The sequence below is a fragment of the Leifsonia sp. 466MF genome (assembly GCF_900100265.1).
In the GTDB taxonomy this organism is placed as follows: Bacteria; Actinomycetota; Actinomycetes; order Actinomycetales; family Microbacteriaceae; genus Leifsonia.
In genome coordinates this window covers 1,883,659-1,902,691 of sequence record NZ_LT629696.1, presented here as the reverse complement: position 1 = coordinate 1,902,691, position 19,033 = coordinate 1,883,659, and the positions used below count along the sequence as shown (strand labels likewise).

Sequence of the window (19,033 nt, the reverse complement as noted above, 5' to 3'; positions counted from 1 at the left end):
GCTGTTGGCGTAGGCGGCGGGTCAGGAGTCGCGGCGCGGGATGCGGAGGGGGTTGCCGTCGCGCAGTTCGGGCGGGAGGACGGCCTGCGGGGCGTCCTGGTAGGCGAGGGGCGTCAGCCAGCGGCGGAGAGAGGTCGCTCCGACCGAGGTGTGGATGCTCGCGGTCGTCGATGGCCAGCCACCGCCGTGGTGCTGCGCCCAGCCGATGGCGACACCGGTCGGCCAGCCGTCGAACAGGAGGCGTCCGGCGACGGCGGAGAGAGCGGCGGCCAGTGCGGTGACGTCCTCCTCCGTTCCGCGGTGGATGGTCGCCGTGAGGGACGGCTCCAGCGCTGCGACCAGCGCCGGCAGCTGGGGGTCGTCGTAGCGGACCAGCACGGTGACCGGTCCGAAGCACTCCGCGAGGAATGGTGCGGGGTCGGCCAGGAAGGTGTCGGCGTCCACGAGCACGACGGTCGGTGCGGACGCGCCGTCGGCAGCATTCCCGCGCAGCACCTCGACCGACGGACGCGCCGAGAATGCGGCGACGCCGTCGGCGAAGGCAGCCGACATCCCGTCGGTCAGCTGACGGCTCGACGGCGCGTCGCCGAGCGCGTTCCGCACGGCCTCCTCCACGCCGCCGCCGGACGGCACGAAGACGAGTCCCGGCTTGGTGCAGTACTGACCCGCGTCGCGGGTGAAGGAGGCGACCAGGCCCGTCCCGATCGCGTCTGCGCGCTCCGCTGACGCGGCCCGCGTCACGACGACCGGGTTGATGCTGCCGAGCTCCCCGTAAAAGGGGATGGGGTCGGGGCGCGAGACGGCCAGGTCGTACAGGGCCCGACCGCCGCGGGTCGAGCCGGTGAACCCGGCCGCGCGCACGAGCGGGTGGCGGACCAGTTCGGTGCCCGCGTCCATCCCCTCGACGAGCGCGAACCAGCCGGGCGGGAGGATGCGCGTGGCGAGAGCGGCCGTCCGGCGGGAGAGCAGGGGGTGGCCGGGGTGCGCCTTGACGATCACCGGGCAGCCGGCCGCCAGCGCTGACGCGGTGTCGTTGCCCAGCACCGAGAACGCGAACGGGAAGTTCGACGCCGCGTACACCGCGACCGGGCCCAGCGGGCGCAGCATGCGGCGGAGGTCCGGCCGCGGCGGGATGAGCGACGGGTCGGGCGATTCGACCACCGCCTCGAGGTACGCACCCTCACGGATCACCCCCGCGAAGAACCGCAGCTGCGCGGCGGTGCGCGTCACCTCTCCGTCGAGCCGGGCTGCGGAGAGGTGCGTCTCCTCGTGGGCGATGCGGACGAGTTCCGTCCGGTCGCCGTCGAGGGCGTCGGCCAGGGCCTCCAGCCAGCCGGCGCGCTCCTCCCGGGTCGTGGGGGTGGAGGCGGCACGGGCGGCCGCGATCGCCGCATCCGCCACGGCGGTCGCGGACACGCCCGCGATCCCGCTCATGCGAACGCCGCCAGCCCGGTCAGCGCCCGGCCGAGCACGAGCGTGTGGATCTCGTCCGTGTCCGCGATCGCCGCATCCGCCACGGCGGTCGCGGACACGCCCGCGATCCCGCTCATGCGAACGCCGCCAGCCCGGTCAGCGCCCGGCCGAGCACGAGCGTGTGGATCTCGTCCGTGCCCTCATAGGTGCGCACCGACTCCAGGTTGGCCATGTGACGCATGACCGGGAAGGCGTTCGTGATGCCATCGCCGCCCAGGATGGTGCGCGCCTCGCGGGCGATCGCCAGCGCCTCGCGCACGCTGTTCAGCTTGCCGACGCTGATCTGCGTCGGCGTGAGGCGACCCGACTCCTTCAGGCGGCCCAGATGGAGCGCCAGCAGCATCCCCTTCTCGTACTCGACCAGCATGTTCGCCAGCTTCTCCTGGATGAGCTGGGTCGCGCCGATCGGACGTCCGAACACCTCGCGTGTCGTCGCGCGCTCGATCGAGACCTCCAGGCAGTCCCGGGCGGCCCCCATCGCACCCCAGACGATGCCGTAGCGCGCCTCGTTGAGGCACGAGAAGGGACCCGAGAGACCGCGCGCGCCGGGGAGGAGCGCCGAAGCGGGGAGGCGGACCTCCTCCAGCACCACATCGCACTGCACCGAGGCGCGCATCGAGAGCTTTCCGTCGATCGCGGTCGCGGAGAACCCGGGCGTCGACGTCGGCACCAGGAAGCCGCGGACACCCTCGTCGGTGGCCGCCCAGACGACGGCGACATCGGCGAGGGCGGCCAGCCCGATCCAGCGCTTGACGCCGGTGAGCACCCAGTCATCGCCGTCGCGGCGGGCCGTCGTGCGCATGGCGGCCGGGTCGCTCCCGCCCTCCGGCTCGGTCAGCGCGAAGCAGCCGATGCGCTCGCCTCGGGCCATCGGCGGCAGCCATTCCGCCTTCTGCTCGTCGGAGCCGAATTTCGAGATCGCACTCATCGCCAGGGAGCCCTGCACGGAGACGAACGTGCGCCAGCCGCTGTCGGCGGCCTCCAGCTCATGGCAGACCAGACCGTAACTGACGGCGCCGGCGCCCGCGCATCCCTCGTCCTTCAGGTGCATGCCGAGCACGCCGAGTGCGCCGAGCTCCGCCACTAGCTCGCGACGGAAGTGCTTGTCCTCGAAGTCCTGCTCGATGACCGGGCGGATGCGTTCGGTCGCGAACGCGCGCGCACGGTCGCGCCAGCCGCGCTCCTCATCGGTGAGCAGCTGGTCGATGGTGAACGCCTCGTCGAGGGTCGTCGTCACGGTCGGTCCTTTCGGGGTGATACAGGTGGGGGTGGTCGTGCGAGCGCTAGCGCTCATCCGTCCAGCGCGCCTCATGCGCGCCGAGCAGCGGGGGCGGAGTGCGGTGGACGGCCGGGGCCGTGTCCAGCCGGATGGGCGTCGCCGGCTGGCGGGAGGTGCGCCCGGTCTCCGGGTCGACGCTCGTCACGACCGGTTCCAGCCCGAGCGACTCGGCGAAAGCGAACGCCTCGCCGATGTCGTTCACGAGCCCAGCCGGGACGCGGGCACGGGTGAGCGCATCCACCCAGTCGGCGGCGGTCCGGAAGGCCAGCAGCGGTTCGAGGATTCCGCGCAGCGCGCCGCGGTCGCGCACGCGCGCCTCGTTGGTGGCGAAGCGCTCGTCGTCGGCGAGCCCGGGACGGCCGAGGACGCCGGCGAACGCGGCGAACTGGCGGTCGTTGCCCACGGCCACGACGAGCTCGCGGTCCGCCGCCCGGAACAGCTCGTACGGCGCGATGCTCGGGTGCGCGTTGCCGAGACGGGCGGGGGAGCGTCCGGTCGCGAGCGTGCCGGACGCCTGGTTGGTGAGGGCGGCCAGAAGCGACCCGAGCAGGTCCACATCCACCCGGGAGCCGCGTCCGGTCGCGTCGCGCTGGCGGAGGGCGAGCAGGATGCCGGAGAACGCGTTGAGCCCGGTCAGCACATCCACCAGGGCGACGCCGACCTTGCTCGGTTCGCCGTCGGGCGCGCCGGTGATGCTCATCAGGCCGCCGACCGCCTGCACGAGCAGGTCGTAGCCGGGGAGCGCCGCTCCCGCATCGCGGCCGAAGCCGGTGATCGAGCAGAACACCAGCCGCGGGTTCGTCTCTCGAAGGGTCTGCTCGTCGAGGCCGAAGCGCTCCATGACGCCCGGCCGGAAGTTCTCGATCACGACGTCGGCCGTGCTCGCCAGGCGACGGGCCGTCGCGAGCCCGTCGGGGGTGGAGAGGTCGCAGACGACCGAGCGCTTGTTTCGGTTGACCGAACCGAAGTAGGTGGACTCGCCCGCGTCGTCCACCGGAGGACGCCACGCACGGGTGTCGTCGCCGGTGGGGCTCTCGATCTTGATCACGTCGGCGCCGAAGTCGGCCAGCATCATGGTGGCGTACGGCCCGGCGAGCACGCGCGAGAAGTCGGCCACGCGGACCCCGCTCAGCACACCCGCCTCCGGCTTCTCGGGGGTGGGGCCGCGGTCGTCGGCCATGCTCGCTCCTTCGCTCGACACGAATTCATCCTATAGCGAATGATTCGATCGCGTTATCGTGGACGGGTGACCACCTCCACGCGCGAAGCACGGACCGGCCGCGCGGCGCCGGGCGCGCGCGACGCCGTGTTCGCGCAGCTCGACGACGCGGGACGGGCGGAGCAGGTAGCCCGGCGGCTGACGGATGCGATCGTGCTCGGGGTGCTGGGGGCCGGCGAGCGCCTCCCCAGCGAGGCCGAGCTCGCCCGCCGCTTCGGTGTCGCGCTGGTGACGGCGCGGGAGGGGCTCGGGATGCTCCGGCAAGCCGGGCTCGTCGAGACGCGGCGCGGGCGCGACGGCGGCAGCTTCATCGTGCATCCCGGTGAAGCCGATGACACCTTTCTGTCCGCGCGGCTGCGCGGGCTCTCGCAGGTCGAGCTCAGCGACCTCGCGGTCTACGTGACGACGATCGCCGCTGGGTGCGCCGACCGCGCCGCCGAGCGTTCGACACCCGCCGACGACGACCGGCTGCGCTCCTGGGTCGCGGCCGCGGACTTCTCCGCGCCCGCCGAGGCGCGGCGCAATGCCGGCGGGTTCCTGCTGGAGCTCGCCGTGCTCAGCCAGTCCGCCCGACTGGTGCGGGAGCAGCTGCGGCTGCAGGCGGAGTTCGGTCCGCTGCTGTGGCTCGGGATGCGCGACCCGGCGCTGCGTGCGGCGACCGTTTCCGCCGCTCGGGAGGTCACCGAGGCGATCGCGGCGCGCGACGCCGCGACCGCTCGTGCCCGGGTGAGCGGGCTGCTGGATGAGGTGGCCCGGTGGCTGCTCTCGGCGAAGGCGCGGATCGAGCGCGGAGGGACGATCGATGGCTGAGACGACGACGGCGGCCGTGTCGACGGCCCCGACCGCGGCAGTCCGGGTCTCGGAGCTCTTCTCACGCATCCACGACACCCTTGGCGGATGGCGCGAGGCGATCCTCGCCGACGAGCCGGCCGGGGCGACCTCGCTCGACGACCGGGTCGCCGCGCTGGTGCTCCCGGCCCTCGCGGCCGACGACCCGCTGCTCATCGGCGCGGGCTTCGTCGCCGCGCCCGAACTGACCGGCGGCACCGACGTCCGGTTCTGCTGGTGGCTCGGTCCGCTCGACGACAACCCGGTGTTCGGCGCGACGCAGGCGCCCTCGAAGCTCGACCTCGCCGCGCGCTCGTACTCCGAGTACCTGCGCGACTTCCGGTCGCTGGAGTGGTACAGCGTCCCCCAGTCGACCCACCGAACGCACATCACCGGCCCGTACGTCGACCACCTGTGCGCGTGCGACTACATCGTCACGGTGACGTCGCCGGTCGAGTACGACGGGCGGATGCTCGGCGTCGTGGGTGTGGATGTGTACGTCAAGCGCCTCGAACGGGAGCTGCTCCCGGCCATGCTCGCGAGCGACCGGCCGCTGGCGCTCGTCAATGAGCACGGCCGCGTGACGGTGTCCACGGATCCGGCTGTGCCGGCCGGGACGGTCATCCCCGTCGGCCCCGATGCGGAAGAGTGCGCGGGGACGACGTTCCGGCTGGTGGCGACCGGAGTCTGAGCGGCGGTGGGGGCTTCCGGCAGCCAGCAGTTTGTGTCCGCCATCAGCGGGCTTTCCGAATGCGTGCACTCCGAGCCGCGATCGGTTGGGCGGGGGAAGCACGATGTCGGTTCGGGAGACCTGGTCGAAGGCTGTGACGATCCACTCCGCAGGGTGCTCCGCTCGCACCCGCATAGCCAACTCGAGACTGCCTTCGGATGTCGTGCCCCGTCCGATTTCACTCCTCGCCGCGCCGGAGCGTGGGATGGGTGTCGGCAATACCGAACTCATATTCAAGCCACGCCTTCAGCGTCCCATCAACATGCGGGACCAAGTCAGTCCCTACCGACATGCCCTCCATAAAGCCTGCTAGCACAAGGTTTGGGACATCGCCCGGTCCATTTTCGAGAGCATCATTGAGCACTTCTACAAGACGCTTGATGGACGTTGCTTCGGTCATGGCGTTGTCCTCTGCCCAGGCAGCAACGTCGTTGAGGAAAACGTACGGCAACGCCTCCCCAGATTCGTTTTCAAGGTGCTGCTCCCACAGTCCAGATAAGGGCCGGAATCTGTGCGACGACCTCCTCGCAGAAAGCAATGTCCTCAAAAGGACTACCGGTGTTAGTTGCCATTGATTGCATCCTCGATTTCCTGAAGGCGCTGCGCCGTTTCTCTATCACTCTGCGACGCGTCGGGATTTCCTCGTAGCCAATTCCTCAACGAATTCATGATCTTTAGTGGCTTTCGCCATGTGGTCCCTGCCGCCGACCAGTTCACCCGTCCGCAGTTCATGTCGAATCGCTGCGACCAATGAACCGTTTCCACCAATCCTCGAGTCAAGGCCGCCACGCAAATAGCTTGGTTAAGTCGATTCCGTAAGCCTGGATCAGTGACTCGTGGTGGTTTCGCAATGGTTTCCGTCGGCGATCTTGCGGACGGTGGTGGTGACCTGTTCCCAGATGCCCGCGAACGAGGCGTTCCCGCACCAGCCGGAAGTTCCCCCGGGAATCCGCCTGCGCATACCCGGACCAATACACACGACCGCGGTAACGGCGGCGACGACCGTGTCACGTCGGATCTGATCCCGACCCGGATTGGCTCGTTCAGCGGTGCTTGCTGTGCGCCAGGAGGCCAGTCTCTGCTGAGAGCTGAACTGCGTTGTCCGGAAGGCTTCGGGCTCGGGTGATTCTCCTGGCGCCCATGCGGAGTGCTGTCGCCCAGGCACTCGGGTCAGCGATCACGGAGTTCGGACCGTCGCTGCTCTGACCTCCACGAATTTGAATCAATCGCCTACTGGAACCACGACCCTGGTGAGGGACACGGGGTGGTACGTCGTGACGATCCACTCCGCAGGGAGCTCAGCCCGAACGCGCTTTGCCAGCTCGTAACCGTCCACATCGAAGTTTGGAGGCAGGGGACTGTTGGCCGGATCATCCTCATTGAAGAGAGCATCCGCGGCGTCTGTCCACGCCAGAAGATCGCGAACCAACTGCGGGCTGAGACCAATCTCATGTCCATCCACGTTGTCGAGGCCGTACTTTCCATCCAACCAGAGCGCATATTGGGTCCACTCGTAGTGGACGTCGACGCACGGGGGCTCGTCAGGTTCCAGGACGGGCAGAGAAATTCGGATGTCATTCATTTTGTGAGATGCGCTTGCGCCCTCAGTTCCCAGTTGCGCTCAGCGGGGCAGCGGGAGCACCACCCTCTTTCGGGAATCCGGATCGAACGTCGTGACGATCCACTCCGAAGGAAGCTCCGCCCGGACTCGCTTCGCCAGTTCGAAACCATTCGCCCGAAAGTTCGGAGAAGAAGGACTGTTGGCCGGATCATCCTCGTTGAAGAGAGCATCCTCAGTGTCTGTCCAAAGCAGAAGATCACGGACGAGCGCAGGGCTGAGTCCGATCTCGTGTCCATCCACGTTGTCGAGGCCGTATCTGCCCGATAACCACAGAGCGTACTGCCGCCATTCATAGTGAACATCAACACGCGGAGGCTCGTCAGGTTCGAGAATGGGAAGGGTGATTTGAAACTCACTCATTTTGAAAAGTTTGCTCCTACGATGTAGCCGTTGTCGCTGATTGTGATCGCGAGCTTGAGGGTTCTTCCCTCGTACTCAAACTCATGAATCGGCCGATCGGACCCTTTGCCTTGGTAGCGGACGATCCTGCCGTCCTGGATGGCCCGCGTCAGCACCTGAGGAATCTCGGTTTCGCCGATTCCTTTCTGCGCGAACTCGCCGCCGTGATCCTCGACAATGTGAGCGAGACCGGACGGCCGGTCCGTCAGTTCGCTGCTTTTCCCTTCTTCAAGCCATACAGTTCTCCCTTCCGGCGTCTTCATGACAGTGACGACCTTCTCAGGGCTGACCTTGATCCCGCTCTGGAGCAGTTCGTCGAGGAGCGTCTGCTGGGCTCCTGTGAGTCGGGCTGTTGCACCGAGGTCGCCTGCTTTGTTGAGGAGGCTGCCGGCGCGGGCGATCTTCGCTGCGGCTAGGCCGGGGATGAGAACGGCGGCGGCTTCTCCGGCCAGTTGTCCGTTCGCGTAGGCGTTTCCCTCGCCTATTTTGCGGACGGTGGCGGTGACCTGTTCCCAGATTCCTGCGAACGAGGCGCCTGGATCGGCGATGATCGCGGCTACACCGGTACCGATCTCTTTCACGTTCAGCTGTGCCGCCCCGGTGAGGGCGCTTCCGACGCCGGAGAGGGCGCCGCCGACGAACTCCCAACCTCCGCCCCAGGAGGCGACGGGTTGGGCCACGTTGGCGTCCCACCATTGCCCGGCCATGCCGGCGAGGTTGAGTTCGTTTCCGGTGGTGGCGATGGAGGCGTGGTTGATGGCGTTGTTGATGCCGCCGATCAGGAGGGACCCGCCCAACACGGTCAGGCCGAGGGAGACTCCTCCGGTGAACGGGGTCAACCCGAGCCCGATGACGGTGATCACGGCGCCGGCGACGATCTGCAACCCGTCCCAGATCAGGTCCCAGCCGGCCTGCTCCCGCCTAGCTGCTTCCGCGGCTTCGATGTCCTTGGCGTAGCCGGAGAACATGCTCTCCCACCCGGCCGTCGCGGCTTTCTGGTTCTGCGTGCAGTAATCCAACATCCCGGAGGTCAGCGGCCCCAACTGCTGCAGGGTCAGGGTGAAGCTGCCTGCAGTGTAGGAGCGGCCCTGACCGGCCGTGAGCGCGCCGACGTTGTTCACGATGCCGGCCAGTTGCGCGATCAGGTCCTTCACCGGCCCGAACCCGGGATCGGAGGCCTCATACGCCTCCCACCCCTCTTTCTGCCCCTTCACGATCGCATGCATGCCCTGCAGATCGTTCACCGTCTGCTCCACCGCGCCCGCGCCCGCCCCGCCGAGCGAGACCAGGTGGGATGCCGCCGCGGCGATGCCGCGCAGCTGGGTCGCGAACCCGCGCAGCTGCTCCATCCCGCCCTCCAGCTGGGCCAGATGCGCCTGGAACTCATCCCGCACCAGCCGGAAGTTCCCGCCGGAATCCACCTGCCCGTACCCGGACCAATACACCCCGATCGCCGTGTGGAACGTTGACAAACCCAGCTGCAGCAACTGCACGATCGGCACGTGCACCTCGCCGATATAGGCCCGCATCGCATCAGCACCCTGCCCGCTGACCTTCTCCGACGCCGCCAACGCTTCCAGCCCCTGCTGCAGCTGACCCACCGCCTCCATGCGACGAGCGATCCCCGTCTGCAACCGCGGCGACGACGCCTGCCACGCATCAGCAGAAAACTCCACAACACTCACTGCTTCGCGTCCTCACGATCCTGAACCTCAATACGCACAGCGGCCCTGTTAGCCGTATCGCGGCCGTCAGATACTGAAATGTGATGCTGCAACATGGAATTCATCAGGGGGAGCGTAGCAGAGTGAACACAGCGATCTGTCGCACGTATGGGCGGAGCCGTCTCCATCACGCCGCGAGCAACTAAACTCGCATCGACCAGCGCAATGCGCGACCGGCCGGCCGACAGCCGCCGGGGACCACACGGACGACCAGGAGGAGCCGACGATGACTGGCGGCTTCATCCGGTATGCGCCGACGGCCGGCCCGTCCCGGTGGCTGCTCATCGCGGGTCGCCGGTTCGTTGCCGCGGTCGAGAGCACGGCCTCCGACGAGATCGTGGATGCGGTGTACTGGCTGGCGGACTCCGAGCTCGCGACCATCGAATCCGTCGTCGGGGCCTTCCCGCTCGCCGGGCCGGACAGCGTCCGCTCCTTCGCCGTCGCTGAGATCGCCGAGCCCAACGCCGCGGGCGAAGTCACCGTGACGGCGGTGGTGCGCGGCTCGGCCGCCGTCGACGTGTTCTCGGTCGGCGGTGCACGCCGGTTCTCGGCGGGAGGCGTCCAGCCGTGGGTGCTGGCCGAGTTCCGCACCGTGACGGGCCTGGTGCTGCAGGGCGACGACGCGCCGACGGGCCCGGTCGCCCGGCTCTCCATCGGGTCGCTGCCGCTGCGGGTCGGGGTGACCGACGGCGAGCTCCTGACCTGGACGCTGCAGCCGATCGAGCGCGCCGAGCGCAGCCGGGAGGCTCCGGTCGCGGCTGCGGCGGTGACCGGACCGGCCGCGGAAGAGACGATCATCCGTGACCGCAATCAGAGCTCCAGCCTGTTCGGGGGAGCCGGAGGCGCGGGCGATGCCGGCGACGCGGGCACCGGGGATGCCGGAGCTGACTCGGAGATCGTGCCGCCCGCCGCGCATCCCGCCCCGCACGAGCTCCCCGGCGCTGTCGACATCGACGAACCCGCGATTCCGGCCATCATCGCCCCGGCTCGCGACACGCCGGTCGCGCCCGCTGGGCCGCTGACGATCCGCACGGATGAGGTCTTTCCGCCGACGGAACCGGTGGTGCTGCCGCCGCCCCGCGCGACGTTCGCTGCCCGCCTGCCGTCGGGGGACACGATCGCGCTCGACGTGCCCGTCCTGATCGGTCGACGGCCGGCCCCGCAGCGTGTCGACTCCGGCGTGGAGCCGCGCCTCGTCGCCGTCGTGTCGCCCAGCCAGGAGGTGTCGTCGACCCACGTCCGCATCGAGCAGTCGGGGGACGCGGTCGTCGTCACCGACCTCCGCTCGACGAACGGGACGGTGGTGACCGGTCCCACCGGCGCGCGGCGGCTGCGGCCGGGGGAGTCGTCCGTCGTGCTCGCCGGAGCGAGAGTGGAGATCGGCGACGGTAATATCATCGAGATCACCGCCCGCAGAGACGAAGGACGCGAGTGACCCAGATCGGTCGCAGCAGCAGACGCCACACCGTGGCTGTCCCCGGCGATCCCGACGCCCGCATCAGCCTCTCCTGGGCCGCCCTCAGCGACACCGGATATCGCCGGAGCGTGAACGAGGACAGCCTCCTCGCGCGGTCCCCGATCTTCGCCGTCGCCGACGGGATGGGGGGCCACACCGCGGGGGACTTCGCGAGCACAGCGGTGGTCACGCGTCTCGCCGAGAAGGTGAAGGCCGACTTCGTCGGAGAACTCGCCCTCACCGAGGCGCTCCGCTCGGCGGTCGACGACATGACCCGCGGCGTAGGCCAGACCGACCTCGGAACGGGCACGACCGTCACCGGCATCGCCCTCACCCTGGTCGACGGCAACCCGTACTGGCTGGTGTTCAACATCGGCGACTCCCGCGTGTACAGCTACCGCGACGGGACGCTGGAGCAGCTCACCGTCGACCACTCGATCGTCCAGGAGCTGCTGGATGCCGGTGCCATCACCCCGGCGGAGGCCGAGGTGCACCCGCACAGCAACGTCATCACGCGCGCGGTCGGATTCAACGAGGACCCGGTCCCCGACTACTTCCTGCTGCCGATCGTCGCCGGCTCCCGGCTGCTGGTGTGCTCGGACGGCCTGACGAAGGAGCTCACCGAGCACGGCATCCGCTACTTCCTCGGCGAAGGCTCCTCTCCGCTCGACGCGGCGCAGCAGCTGATGGATGCGGCACTCGGCAACGGCGGGCGCGACAACGTGACCGTCGTGGTCGTCGACGTGCTGGCGACCCCGGAGTCCGGAGCGCACCGCGAAGGCGTCTCCCGCAGGGCCGCTCGCCGCCACTGATTCTGCCCCCCGACTTGGGGGTAATCGAGTTGTCCCCAGTGCGGGTCCGGGCCGGTCGGCGGCGGTATCCGGCTGCCTACAATTGTCAGACGCCTCGCAGCGGCGAAGGCGTGATCGACGAACGGGAGGAGCCGATGGCCCGGCGTTTGCCGTCCCAGCCGCCGAACCTCCCCGGTTTCTCCTACGTCCGGGTGCTGGGTTCCGGCGGCTTCGCCGACGTCTTCCTGTACGAGCAGAACATGCCGCGACGTCAGGTGGCGGTCAAAGTGATGCTCGCCGAGGTGGTCACGAGCCAGGTCAAGCAGATGTTCCAGGCCGAGGCCAACCTGATGGCGCAGCTGAGCACGCATCCCTCGATCCTCACCGTCTACCAGGCCAGCGTCTCCTCCGACGGGAGGCCGTACCTGGTCATGGAGCTCTGCTCCGCGGCGATCGGCCAGCGGTACCGCACCGAGCCGCTGTCGGTGCCGGAGGCGCTCAGCACCGGCGTGCGCATCGCCAGCGCGGTCGAGACCGCCCACCGCGCCGGGGTGCTGCACCGCGACATCAAGCCGTCCAACATCCTGAGCACGGCGTACGGGCACCCGGTGCTGAGCGACTTCGGCATCGCGGCCACCCTGAGCGAGGCCGACGTCACCGAGGCGATCGGCCTCTCCATCCCGTGGTCGGCTCCCGAGGTGCTGCTCGACGAGACGAGCGGGACGATCGCGAGCGAGGTCTGGTCGCTCGGCGCCACCCTGTACTCGCTGCTCGCCGGGCGTTCGCCGTTCGAGGTGCCCGGCAAGGAGAACACCTCCGCCGAGCTCATCCAGCGCATCACCAAGAGCCGGCCGCTCCCGATCGGGCGGGCCGACGTCCCGCCGCGGCTGGAGCAGGTGCTGATGCGCGCGATGTCTCGCCGCCCCTCCCAACGACAGAGGAGCGCGCTGGAGTTCATCCGCGAGCTGCAGGCGGTGGAAAGCGAGCTCGGACTGCCGCAGACGCCCATCGAGGTCGCCATGGACGACTGGGCCCTGGCGACGGCCGGCGACCCGGAGGACCGCACCCGCGTGAAGGGCGTGGTGGCCGTCGACCCCGGAGCACGTCGTCGTCGCCGCCGAGCGGCCCCTGCCTCGGCGACGGTCACCCGGGCACCGACCCGGACCGTCGTCCGCGAGAGCGGGAGCGCGCAGACGCCGCAGCAGGCCGCCCCGTCGAAGACCTCCCGCGCTCTCGTGCTCTCGCTCGTCGCGTGCGTCGTGCTCGTCGTCGTGCTCGCCGTGACGGCTTCCATCGTGCTCGTGCGAGCCGGGGCCAGCGACGACATCCCGACCGTCCGCGACCTCAGCGGCCGCGTGACCGGCAGCACCATCGTGTTCACCTGGACCGATCCAGGGCTGCAGGAGGGCGACACGTACCAGGTCACGGTCGATGACCAGCCGCCCAGCAGCCAGCACGCGACCGAGTTCCGCGTGGATGCGAAGTCGGGTCAGACCGTCTGCGTCACCGTCACGGTGAACCGCGACGGCAAGACCGGTACGCCGAGCGGGCAGAAATGCGTCGAAGGGACGGGCGGGACGTGACCCGCCTCGGCGCCATCGGCTCCTGGCTCGCCGCGCACAAGTCCATCGCGGCGACAGCCGTGAGCGGGACGGCGGTGGCCGCTCTGGTGACGACGCTCGCCGTCGTCTCGGGCGGCTACAGCGCGCAGCACCTGCGGCTCGATGACGCCTCGGTCTGGGTCGCGAGCGACGCCAAGAAGTCGCTCGGGCGGGCGAACACCGAGATCGACAAGCTGAACTCGGTGGTGGCCGGCACCGGCGAGGCGCTGGACGTCGTCCAGGACGGCACCGACGTGCTCCTGCTCGACCGGGAGGCGAACACGGTCGCGGTGGTGGACCCGGCCACGGCGGAGGCCGGCAAGTCGGTCGCGCTCCCGCCGCGTGCACCGCAGGTGTCGCTGGCCGACGGCCACGTCGCGCTGCTGTCCCAGACGACGGGCCAGCTGTGGCTGACCGGCGTCGACCAGCTGGAGGACTTCAACTCCGGCTCGGCGGCCACGATCGACCTCGGCGGCCGTGCGGTGTCGGCGATGGACCCGTCCGGCGTGCTGTTCGCGTACCAGCCGTCGACTCGTGCGCTGGTGCGTGTCGCCCTCGACGGCGCCGAGCCGTCCACGACGACCGAGACTCTGCGCACGCGGGGCGATGGAGCGGATGTCTCGCTCACCTCGGTGGGCGGCCACTGGGCCCTGCTTGACCCGTCGGCGCGCACGCTGTCGATGGAGGGCCGGACGGTCAGCCTCGCAGCCCTGCTGCCCGAGGGCGACGATCCGGTGCTGCAGCAGCCGTCGGCGGATGGGGACGCCGTGTTCATCGCCTCCACCGCCGGGCTGATCCGGGTGCCGCTCGACGGCGGCTCGGCGACGCGTGCGTTCGCCCGGCAGTCCGGGGCGCCGGCTGCGCCGGTGACGGTCGACGGCTGCACGTACGCCGCCTGGAACGACGGGACGGCCTGGCGGTCGTGCTCGGCGTCGGGATCGGGCGAGAGGTCGACCCTGAAGGACGTGCCGTCCGGCGCCGTGCTCGGCTTCCGCGTGAACGGCGACCGCGTCGTGCTGAACGACGCGCGCTCCGGCGTCTCCTGGGCGGTGCAGAGCGGAAACGCCCGCATCGACAACTGGGACGAGCTGGTGTCGAAGAAGACCACGCAGGAGCTCGTCAACCAGACCAAGCAGGATGACGCTCCGCAGTATGAGAAGCAGGAGCAGCCTCCCGTCGCCGTCGCCGACTCCTTCGGTGCCCGGCCCGGACGCGTGACGCCGTTGCCGGTGCTCCTGAACGACTACGACCCCAACGGCGACGTGCTGACGATCGACTCGTTCACCGCAGTGCCGTCGAACCAGGGCACGATCGAGCTCACCAACGCCGACCAGCAGCTCCAGCTCTCCCTCCCCGACACGGCCACCGGGACGATCGCCTTCGACTACACGATCTCGGACGGCCGCGGCGGGACGGCGACCGCTCATGTGACCGTCGCGGTGCGGACCTCGGCCGAGAACAGCCCGCCGGTGTGCGTGCGCAACGCGAAGGCCGTCGTGCAGTCCGGAGGCCGCGTGTCGGCTCCGGTGCTGGGCGACTGCTACGACCCCGACGGCGACTCCTTCTATCTCGCCGGCGCATCCGTCCCCGCTCCGGACACCGTGACGTTCACCCCGCAGGGCCAGGTCGCCTACTCCGACCATGGTGACGGCGAGGGGGTGAAGGATGTCGCTCTCACGCTCTCGGACGGGCGCGCAGAGGCCGCCGGCCTGCTCGCCGTCACGGTGCGCGCCCCCGGCCAGGTGCCGATCATCGCCGATCCCTTCGCCGTGGTGGCCTATCAGGGGCAGGAGGTGACGGTCGCGCCGCTCGACCACGTGCGCGGCGGCAACGGCACCGTTCGCCTAAGCACCGTCCCGACCAAGGCGGACGCGACGATCACGCCGGACTATCAGGGCGGAACCTTCCGCTTCGAGTCCGACCAGGCCGGGACGCACAACATCGAGTACTCGGTCACCGACGGCATCGTGACGGCGACGGGCGTCGTCCGGGTCGAGGTGAAGGCGCCGCCCGGAGCCAAGACGGCACCGATCGCGGTGCCGCACACCGCGTTCATCCGCGAGCAGTCGACGCAGGACGTCGACGTCCTGGCGACCGACATCGACCCGTCCGGCGGCGTGCTGCTCGTCACCGGGGTGACGGAGCCGGACGCCGCGACCGGCGTCCGCGTCCAGGTGCTGCAGCAGCGCACCCTCCGCGTCACGCTGAGCCGACCGCTCGAAGGTCCCGTCGACTTCCACTACCGGCTCAGCAACGGCCTGGCCGACACGATCGGCACGGTCACCGTCGTCCAGCTCCCGCCGCTGACGGTGCACCAACCGCCGATCGCCGCTCCCGACAACGTCTCGGTCCGGGTGAACGACGTTGTCGACATCCCGGTGCTCGCCAACGACGTGCAGCCGGACGGCGACAAGCTCACCCTCGACCCGACGCTGGCCACTCCGCTGCCGAGCGGCGCCGGCCTGCTGTTCGCCAGCGGCGACCACCTCCGATACCTCGCGCCCGGGAAGCCCGGCAACTACACCGCCGCGTACAAGGTCTACGGCGCCGACGGCCAGTGGGCGACGGCCGAGGTGACCATCGCGGTGCGCGAGCGCGACGCCGCCACCAACAACCCGCCCGTGCCCAAGACCGTCACTGCCCGCGTACTCGCCGGCGACACGGTCCGCATCACCGTCCCGCTGTCCGGGATCGACCCCGACGGCGACTCCGTCCAGTTCATCGGCCAGGAGACGAACCCGCAGAAGGGCGCCGTGATCGCGTCGGGGCCCGATTGGATGGACTTCCAGGCCGGTGACTACGCGGCGGGCACCGACACCTTCACCTACGCCGTGGTCGACGCGCTCGGAGCCCGTGCCACCGGGACGGTCCGCGTGGGTATCGCCGCCCGGGTGGAAGGCGCGCGCAACCCCATCGCGGTCGAGGACGACGTGACCGCCCGGCCGGGCCGGACCCTGTCGGTGCAGGTGCTCGCCAACGACAGCGACCCCGACGGCAGCCCGCTGAGCGTGACGGCGGTGACATCGCTCGACGGCAAGGCGAAGGCGAAGATCAGCGGCGAGGTCGTCACCGTCACCGCGCCGCAGGCCGAGGGCGCCTATGGCTTCCTCTACACGATCCAGAACGAACGCGGCGGCACGAGCCAGGCCTTCCTGCGGCTCACGGTCGACAAGAACGCGCCGCCCGCTCGTCCGGTCGTCTCCGACACGACTCTCGGCCTCTCCGACATCCTCGGCAAGGACAGGGTCGACGTGAACGTGCTGGCCAACGTGTTCTTCGCCGACGGACCGGTCTCCAGCCTGAAGCTGTCGCTGGTGCCCGGATACACCAGCGATGCGCAGGTCACCTCGTCGAAGCGGATCCGGATCGCCATCGGCGCGAAGAGCCAGATCGTGCCGTTCCGGGTCGCCAACCCGGAGGACGAGACCGTCGTCGCCTACGGGTTCGTGCGAGTGCCCGGCTACAACGACGCCCTGCCCCAGCTGAAGCGGGGTGCGCCCAAGCTGACGGTGGTCAGCGAGAAGACCCTGACCATCCACCTGAACGACTACATCGTGGCCGTCGGCGACCGGAAGGTACGCCTCACCGACGCTGCGACCGTGCGCGCCACCCACGCGAACGGGGACGACCTGGTCGCCGGGAGCGACACCCTCCAGTTCACGTCGTCGCCACGGTACTTCGGGCCGGCCTCCATCTCGTTCCAGGTGACGGACGGCACCAGCGCGACCGACCCGGACGGCAACGTCGCGACGATCGTGCTCCCGATCGAGGTGACGCCGCGCGAGAACCAGCCGCCGGTGTTCACCGGGGCGCTCATCGACTTCGAGCCGGGCCAGACGAAGACGATCGACCTGACCAAGGTGACCAAGTACCCGTACGCAAAGGACCTCGGCGAGCTGGTGTACTCCATCCAGGATCCGCGACCCGCCGGAGTCTCCGCGTCGTTGAACGGGCAGAAGCTGACCGTGACCGTGGCCGCCGACGCCGAGAAGGGCACGCGGCCGTCGCTCTCCATCGGCGTGAAGGATGCCGTGAACGCCGGGCAGGCCGGGCGCATCGACATCTCGGTCGTGCCTTCGACGCGCCCGCTCGCGAGTCCGCAGCCCGACCGGGTGATCGCGCCGCGCGGGCAGACGTCGACGGTGGATGTGCTGGCCAACGACGGCGCGACCAACCCGTTCCCGGGAAAGCCGCTGCGCGTCGTCGCTGTGCGCGGCCTCGGCGCCGGGCTGCCGGACGGCGTCAGCATCACGCCGAGCGCCGACAACTCGGAGCTCCAGATCACCGTCTCGCAGACCGCGGCCGCCGCCGACACCACGCTGCAGTACGAAGTCGCCGACGCGACCGGCGACCCGGACCGGTACGTCTGGGGAACGGTGACGGTCTCGGTTCAGGACCGCCCCGCTCCGGTGTCGAACGTGCAGATCAGCGCGATCGCCGACCGCAGCCTGACGCTCACCTGGATCCCCGGTGCCTTCAACAACTCGCCGATCACCGGCTTCGAGGTGACTATGGCGTCGGCGTCGACCGGTGCGGTGCTGTCCACCACGCCGTGCGCGACGACGACCTGCGCGATCACCACACCGGGCAACGGGCCGTCCAATTCCGTCACCTTCAGCGTGCGCGCGAAGAACGCACTCGGACTCTCGGACCCGACGACGTATGCCGAACCGGTGTGGTCGGATGTGGTGCCGAACGCTCCTGCCGCCCTCTCGTCGACGCCGCTCGACCAGGGCCTCCGGGTCACCTGGGCGAAGCCGGCCGACGCCGCGGGGGCCAGCCCGATCACCTCGTACGTTGTGTCGGTGGGCGGCGTGACGAAGGCCATCCAGGTGGCGGGCACCGATCCGGTCGGCACCCGGTACGCGCTCAACGTGACCGACCCGGGGATCGCGAACGGCGCGGCGATCGGCTTCACGGTCGCCTCGCGCAACGACTTCTACCAGGGCAGGACCACCTGGAACCAGAGCCAGGGGAGCGGTGTGCCTGCGGGGGCGCCGACCACGACGGGCATCGCACCCGTCGCCACCCCGAGCACGACAGACGGCACCAGCGCCACGCTCAGCTGGTCGAACGTCTTCGGCGACAACGGCACGGCGATCACGGCGTACTACGTCGCCGTGTTCCAGGGCGGCAATCCCACCTTCTGCCGGGTGGACGGCGTCGAGGACGGCCAGCCCACGCTCAGCACCGGCGGCCTCACCCGCGTGCAGGGCGGCAGCACGACCTTCGACGGCCTCAACCCGAACCGCACCTACAACTTCATCGTCTACGCCTACAACGGTCAGGGCTGCACACCGGCCGCCGTCGTGAGTGCGACTCCGCGCCAGGCGCCGGGCGACGTGAACCAGATCGCGGTCACCGGGCGCACGCAGAACGGCGACACCGTCGACTTCGGCGTCTCCATCTCCTACCGTGCGGGCGGAGGGTCCAACCCGGTCTTCGACTATCAGCTGCTCAGCGGGAACACCGTCGTGGACTCGGGCCAGCTCGCGGGCACGTCCGGCGTCCTCACAGGCTCCGGCGGCAACCACTACGGGATGCCGCTCACCGTCAGGATCACCCGGGTCTGCGAGAGCTACACGGACAGCGCGCCGCTCTGCTCCGACCAATCGGCGACGCAGGATCTCGGGGTCGCTGTGAGCCTCGCCATCGGCGGTGGCCGCTACGACCCCGCCAGCCACGTGTTCACCTGGACCAGCTGGCCGACCGGACAGTACGACGCCGTCACCTACAGCTGCGACGGGACGACCCAGCTGCCCATGCCGCCGGTCGGGCAGACCGCGTCCTGCACGGCGCCGGCGAACGACCCGTCTCCGACGCTGGTCGTGCGCGTTGTCAGCGGGTCCGACACGTACAGCCAGCCGTACCCGGGATCGAGTCTGCAATGAGCGCAGGACGCCATACTGATG

Annotated in this window: 13 protein-coding genes; 6 read left to right on the top strand and 7 right to left on the bottom strand. The window is 69.7% G+C overall.

The annotated features are described in order from the left end of the window. Positions 1–21: 21 nt before the first annotated feature. The 3 genes from BLR91_RS09045 to BLR91_RS09035 form a co-directional block, all read right to left on the bottom strand. Entirely contained in the window at positions 22–1,434 is a 1,413-nt protein-coding gene (locus BLR91_RS09045) for an aldehyde dehydrogenase (NADP(+)) (protein WP_089875596.1), read from the bottom strand. A gap of 112 nt (positions 1,435–1,546) precedes the next feature. Next, positions 1,547–2,710, bottom strand: coding sequence for an acyl-CoA dehydrogenase family protein (locus BLR91_RS09040; protein WP_089875598.1), 1,164 nt, complete (start codon positions 2,708–2,710; stop codon positions 1,547–1,549). A gap of 46 nt (positions 2,711–2,756) precedes the next feature. Further along, positions 2,757–3,932, bottom strand: coding sequence for a CaiB/BaiF CoA transferase family protein (locus tag BLR91_RS09035; RefSeq protein WP_089875600.1), 1,176 nt, complete (start codon positions 3,930–3,932; stop codon positions 2,757–2,759). A gap of 66 nt (positions 3,933–3,998) precedes the next feature. Here BLR91_RS09035 and BLR91_RS09030 point away from each other — a divergent pair, with 66 nt between their 5' ends. Then, positions 3,999–4,781: a FadR/GntR family transcriptional regulator gene (locus tag BLR91_RS09030; protein ID WP_089875602.1), complete on the top strand. Its 783-nt coding sequence runs from the start codon at positions 3,999–4,001 to the stop codon at positions 4,779–4,781. Then, positions 4,774–5,490, top strand: a complete 717-nt coding sequence (locus tag BLR91_RS09025; protein WP_089875604.1) for a cache domain-containing protein — start codon at positions 4,774–4,776, stop codon at positions 5,488–5,490. The genes BLR91_RS09030 and BLR91_RS09025 overlap by 8 nt, the downstream gene beginning before the upstream one ends. A gap of 217 nt (positions 5,491–5,707) precedes the next feature. Here BLR91_RS09025 and BLR91_RS20000 read toward each other — a convergent pair whose 3' ends face one another. From BLR91_RS20000 to BLR91_RS09015, 4 genes are all read right to left on the bottom strand, one after another. Beyond that, on the bottom strand, positions 5,708–5,929 hold the full coding sequence (locus tag BLR91_RS20000) for a hypothetical protein (protein ID WP_157694645.1): 222 nt from the start codon (positions 5,927–5,929) through the stop codon (positions 5,708–5,710). A gap of 822 nt (positions 5,930–6,751) precedes the next feature. Next, entirely contained in the window at positions 6,752–7,111 is a 360-nt protein-coding gene (locus BLR91_RS09020) for a hypothetical protein (RefSeq protein ID WP_089875606.1), read from the bottom strand. Positions 7,112–7,150: 39 nt separating this feature from the next. Further along, complete coding sequence (locus BLR91_RS19995; protein ID WP_157694646.1) at positions 7,151–7,510, bottom strand: hypothetical protein; 360 nt, start codon at positions 7,508–7,510, stop codon at positions 7,151–7,153. Then, positions 7,507–9,234, bottom strand: a complete 1,728-nt coding sequence (locus BLR91_RS09015; RefSeq protein ID WP_157694647.1) for a T7SS effector LXG polymorphic toxin — start codon at positions 9,232–9,234, stop codon at positions 7,507–7,509. Before BLR91_RS09015 ends, BLR91_RS19995 begins: the two co-directional genes overlap by 4 nt. 265 nt (positions 9,235–9,499) lie before the next feature. Between BLR91_RS09015 and BLR91_RS09010 the strand changes: the two genes are divergently transcribed. From BLR91_RS09010 to BLR91_RS08995, 4 genes are all read left to right on the top strand, one after another. After that, a complete protein-coding gene (locus tag BLR91_RS09010) occupies positions 9,500–10,708 on the top strand; it encodes an FHA domain-containing protein (protein ID WP_089875610.1) in 1,209 nt (402 codons plus the stop codon). Then, positions 10,705–11,541: a PP2C family protein-serine/threonine phosphatase gene (locus BLR91_RS09005; RefSeq protein WP_018190853.1), complete on the top strand. Its 837-nt coding sequence runs from the start codon at positions 10,705–10,707 to the stop codon at positions 11,539–11,541. Before BLR91_RS09010 ends, BLR91_RS09005 begins: the two co-directional genes overlap by 4 nt. 110 nt (positions 11,542–11,651) lie before the next feature. Continuing rightward, the gene (locus tag BLR91_RS09000) at positions 11,652–13,103 is read left to right on the top strand and encodes a serine/threonine-protein kinase (RefSeq protein WP_089875612.1); all 1,452 of its coding nucleotides are present in this window, start codon (positions 11,652–11,654) and stop codon (positions 13,101–13,103) included. Further along, complete coding sequence (locus BLR91_RS08995; protein ID WP_089875614.1) at positions 13,100–19,012, top strand: Ig-like domain-containing protein; 5,913 nt, start codon at positions 13,100–13,102, stop codon at positions 19,010–19,012. Before BLR91_RS09000 ends, BLR91_RS08995 begins: the two co-directional genes overlap by 4 nt. The last annotated feature ends 21 nt before the right edge of the window (positions 19,013–19,033 follow it).

Coding starts and splice junctions, on each gene's coding strand:
- BLR91_RS09045 (WP_089875596.1), bottom strand. CDS start 1,434: ATGAGCGGGATCGCGGGCGTGTCCGCGACCGCCGTGGCGGATGCGGCG.
- BLR91_RS09035 (WP_089875600.1), bottom strand. CDS start 3,932: ATGGCCGACGACCGCGGCCCCACCCCCGAGAAGCCGGAGGCGGGTGTG.
- BLR91_RS09025 (WP_089875604.1), top strand. CDS start 4,774: ATGGCTGAGACGACGACGGCGGCCGTGTCGACGGCCCCGACCGCGGCA.
- BLR91_RS20000 (WP_157694645.1), bottom strand. CDS start 5,929: ATGACCGAAGCAACGTCCATCAAGCGTCTTGTAGAAGTGCTCAATGAT.
- BLR91_RS09020 (WP_089875606.1), bottom strand. CDS start 7,111: ATGAATGACATCCGAATTTCTCTGCCCGTCCTGGAACCTGACGAGCCC.
- BLR91_RS19995 (WP_157694646.1), bottom strand. CDS start 7,510: ATGAGTGAGTTTCAAATCACCCTTCCCATTCTCGAACCTGACGAGCCT.
- BLR91_RS09010 (WP_089875610.1), top strand. CDS start 9,500: ATGACTGGCGGCTTCATCCGGTATGCGCCGACGGCCGGCCCGTCCCGG.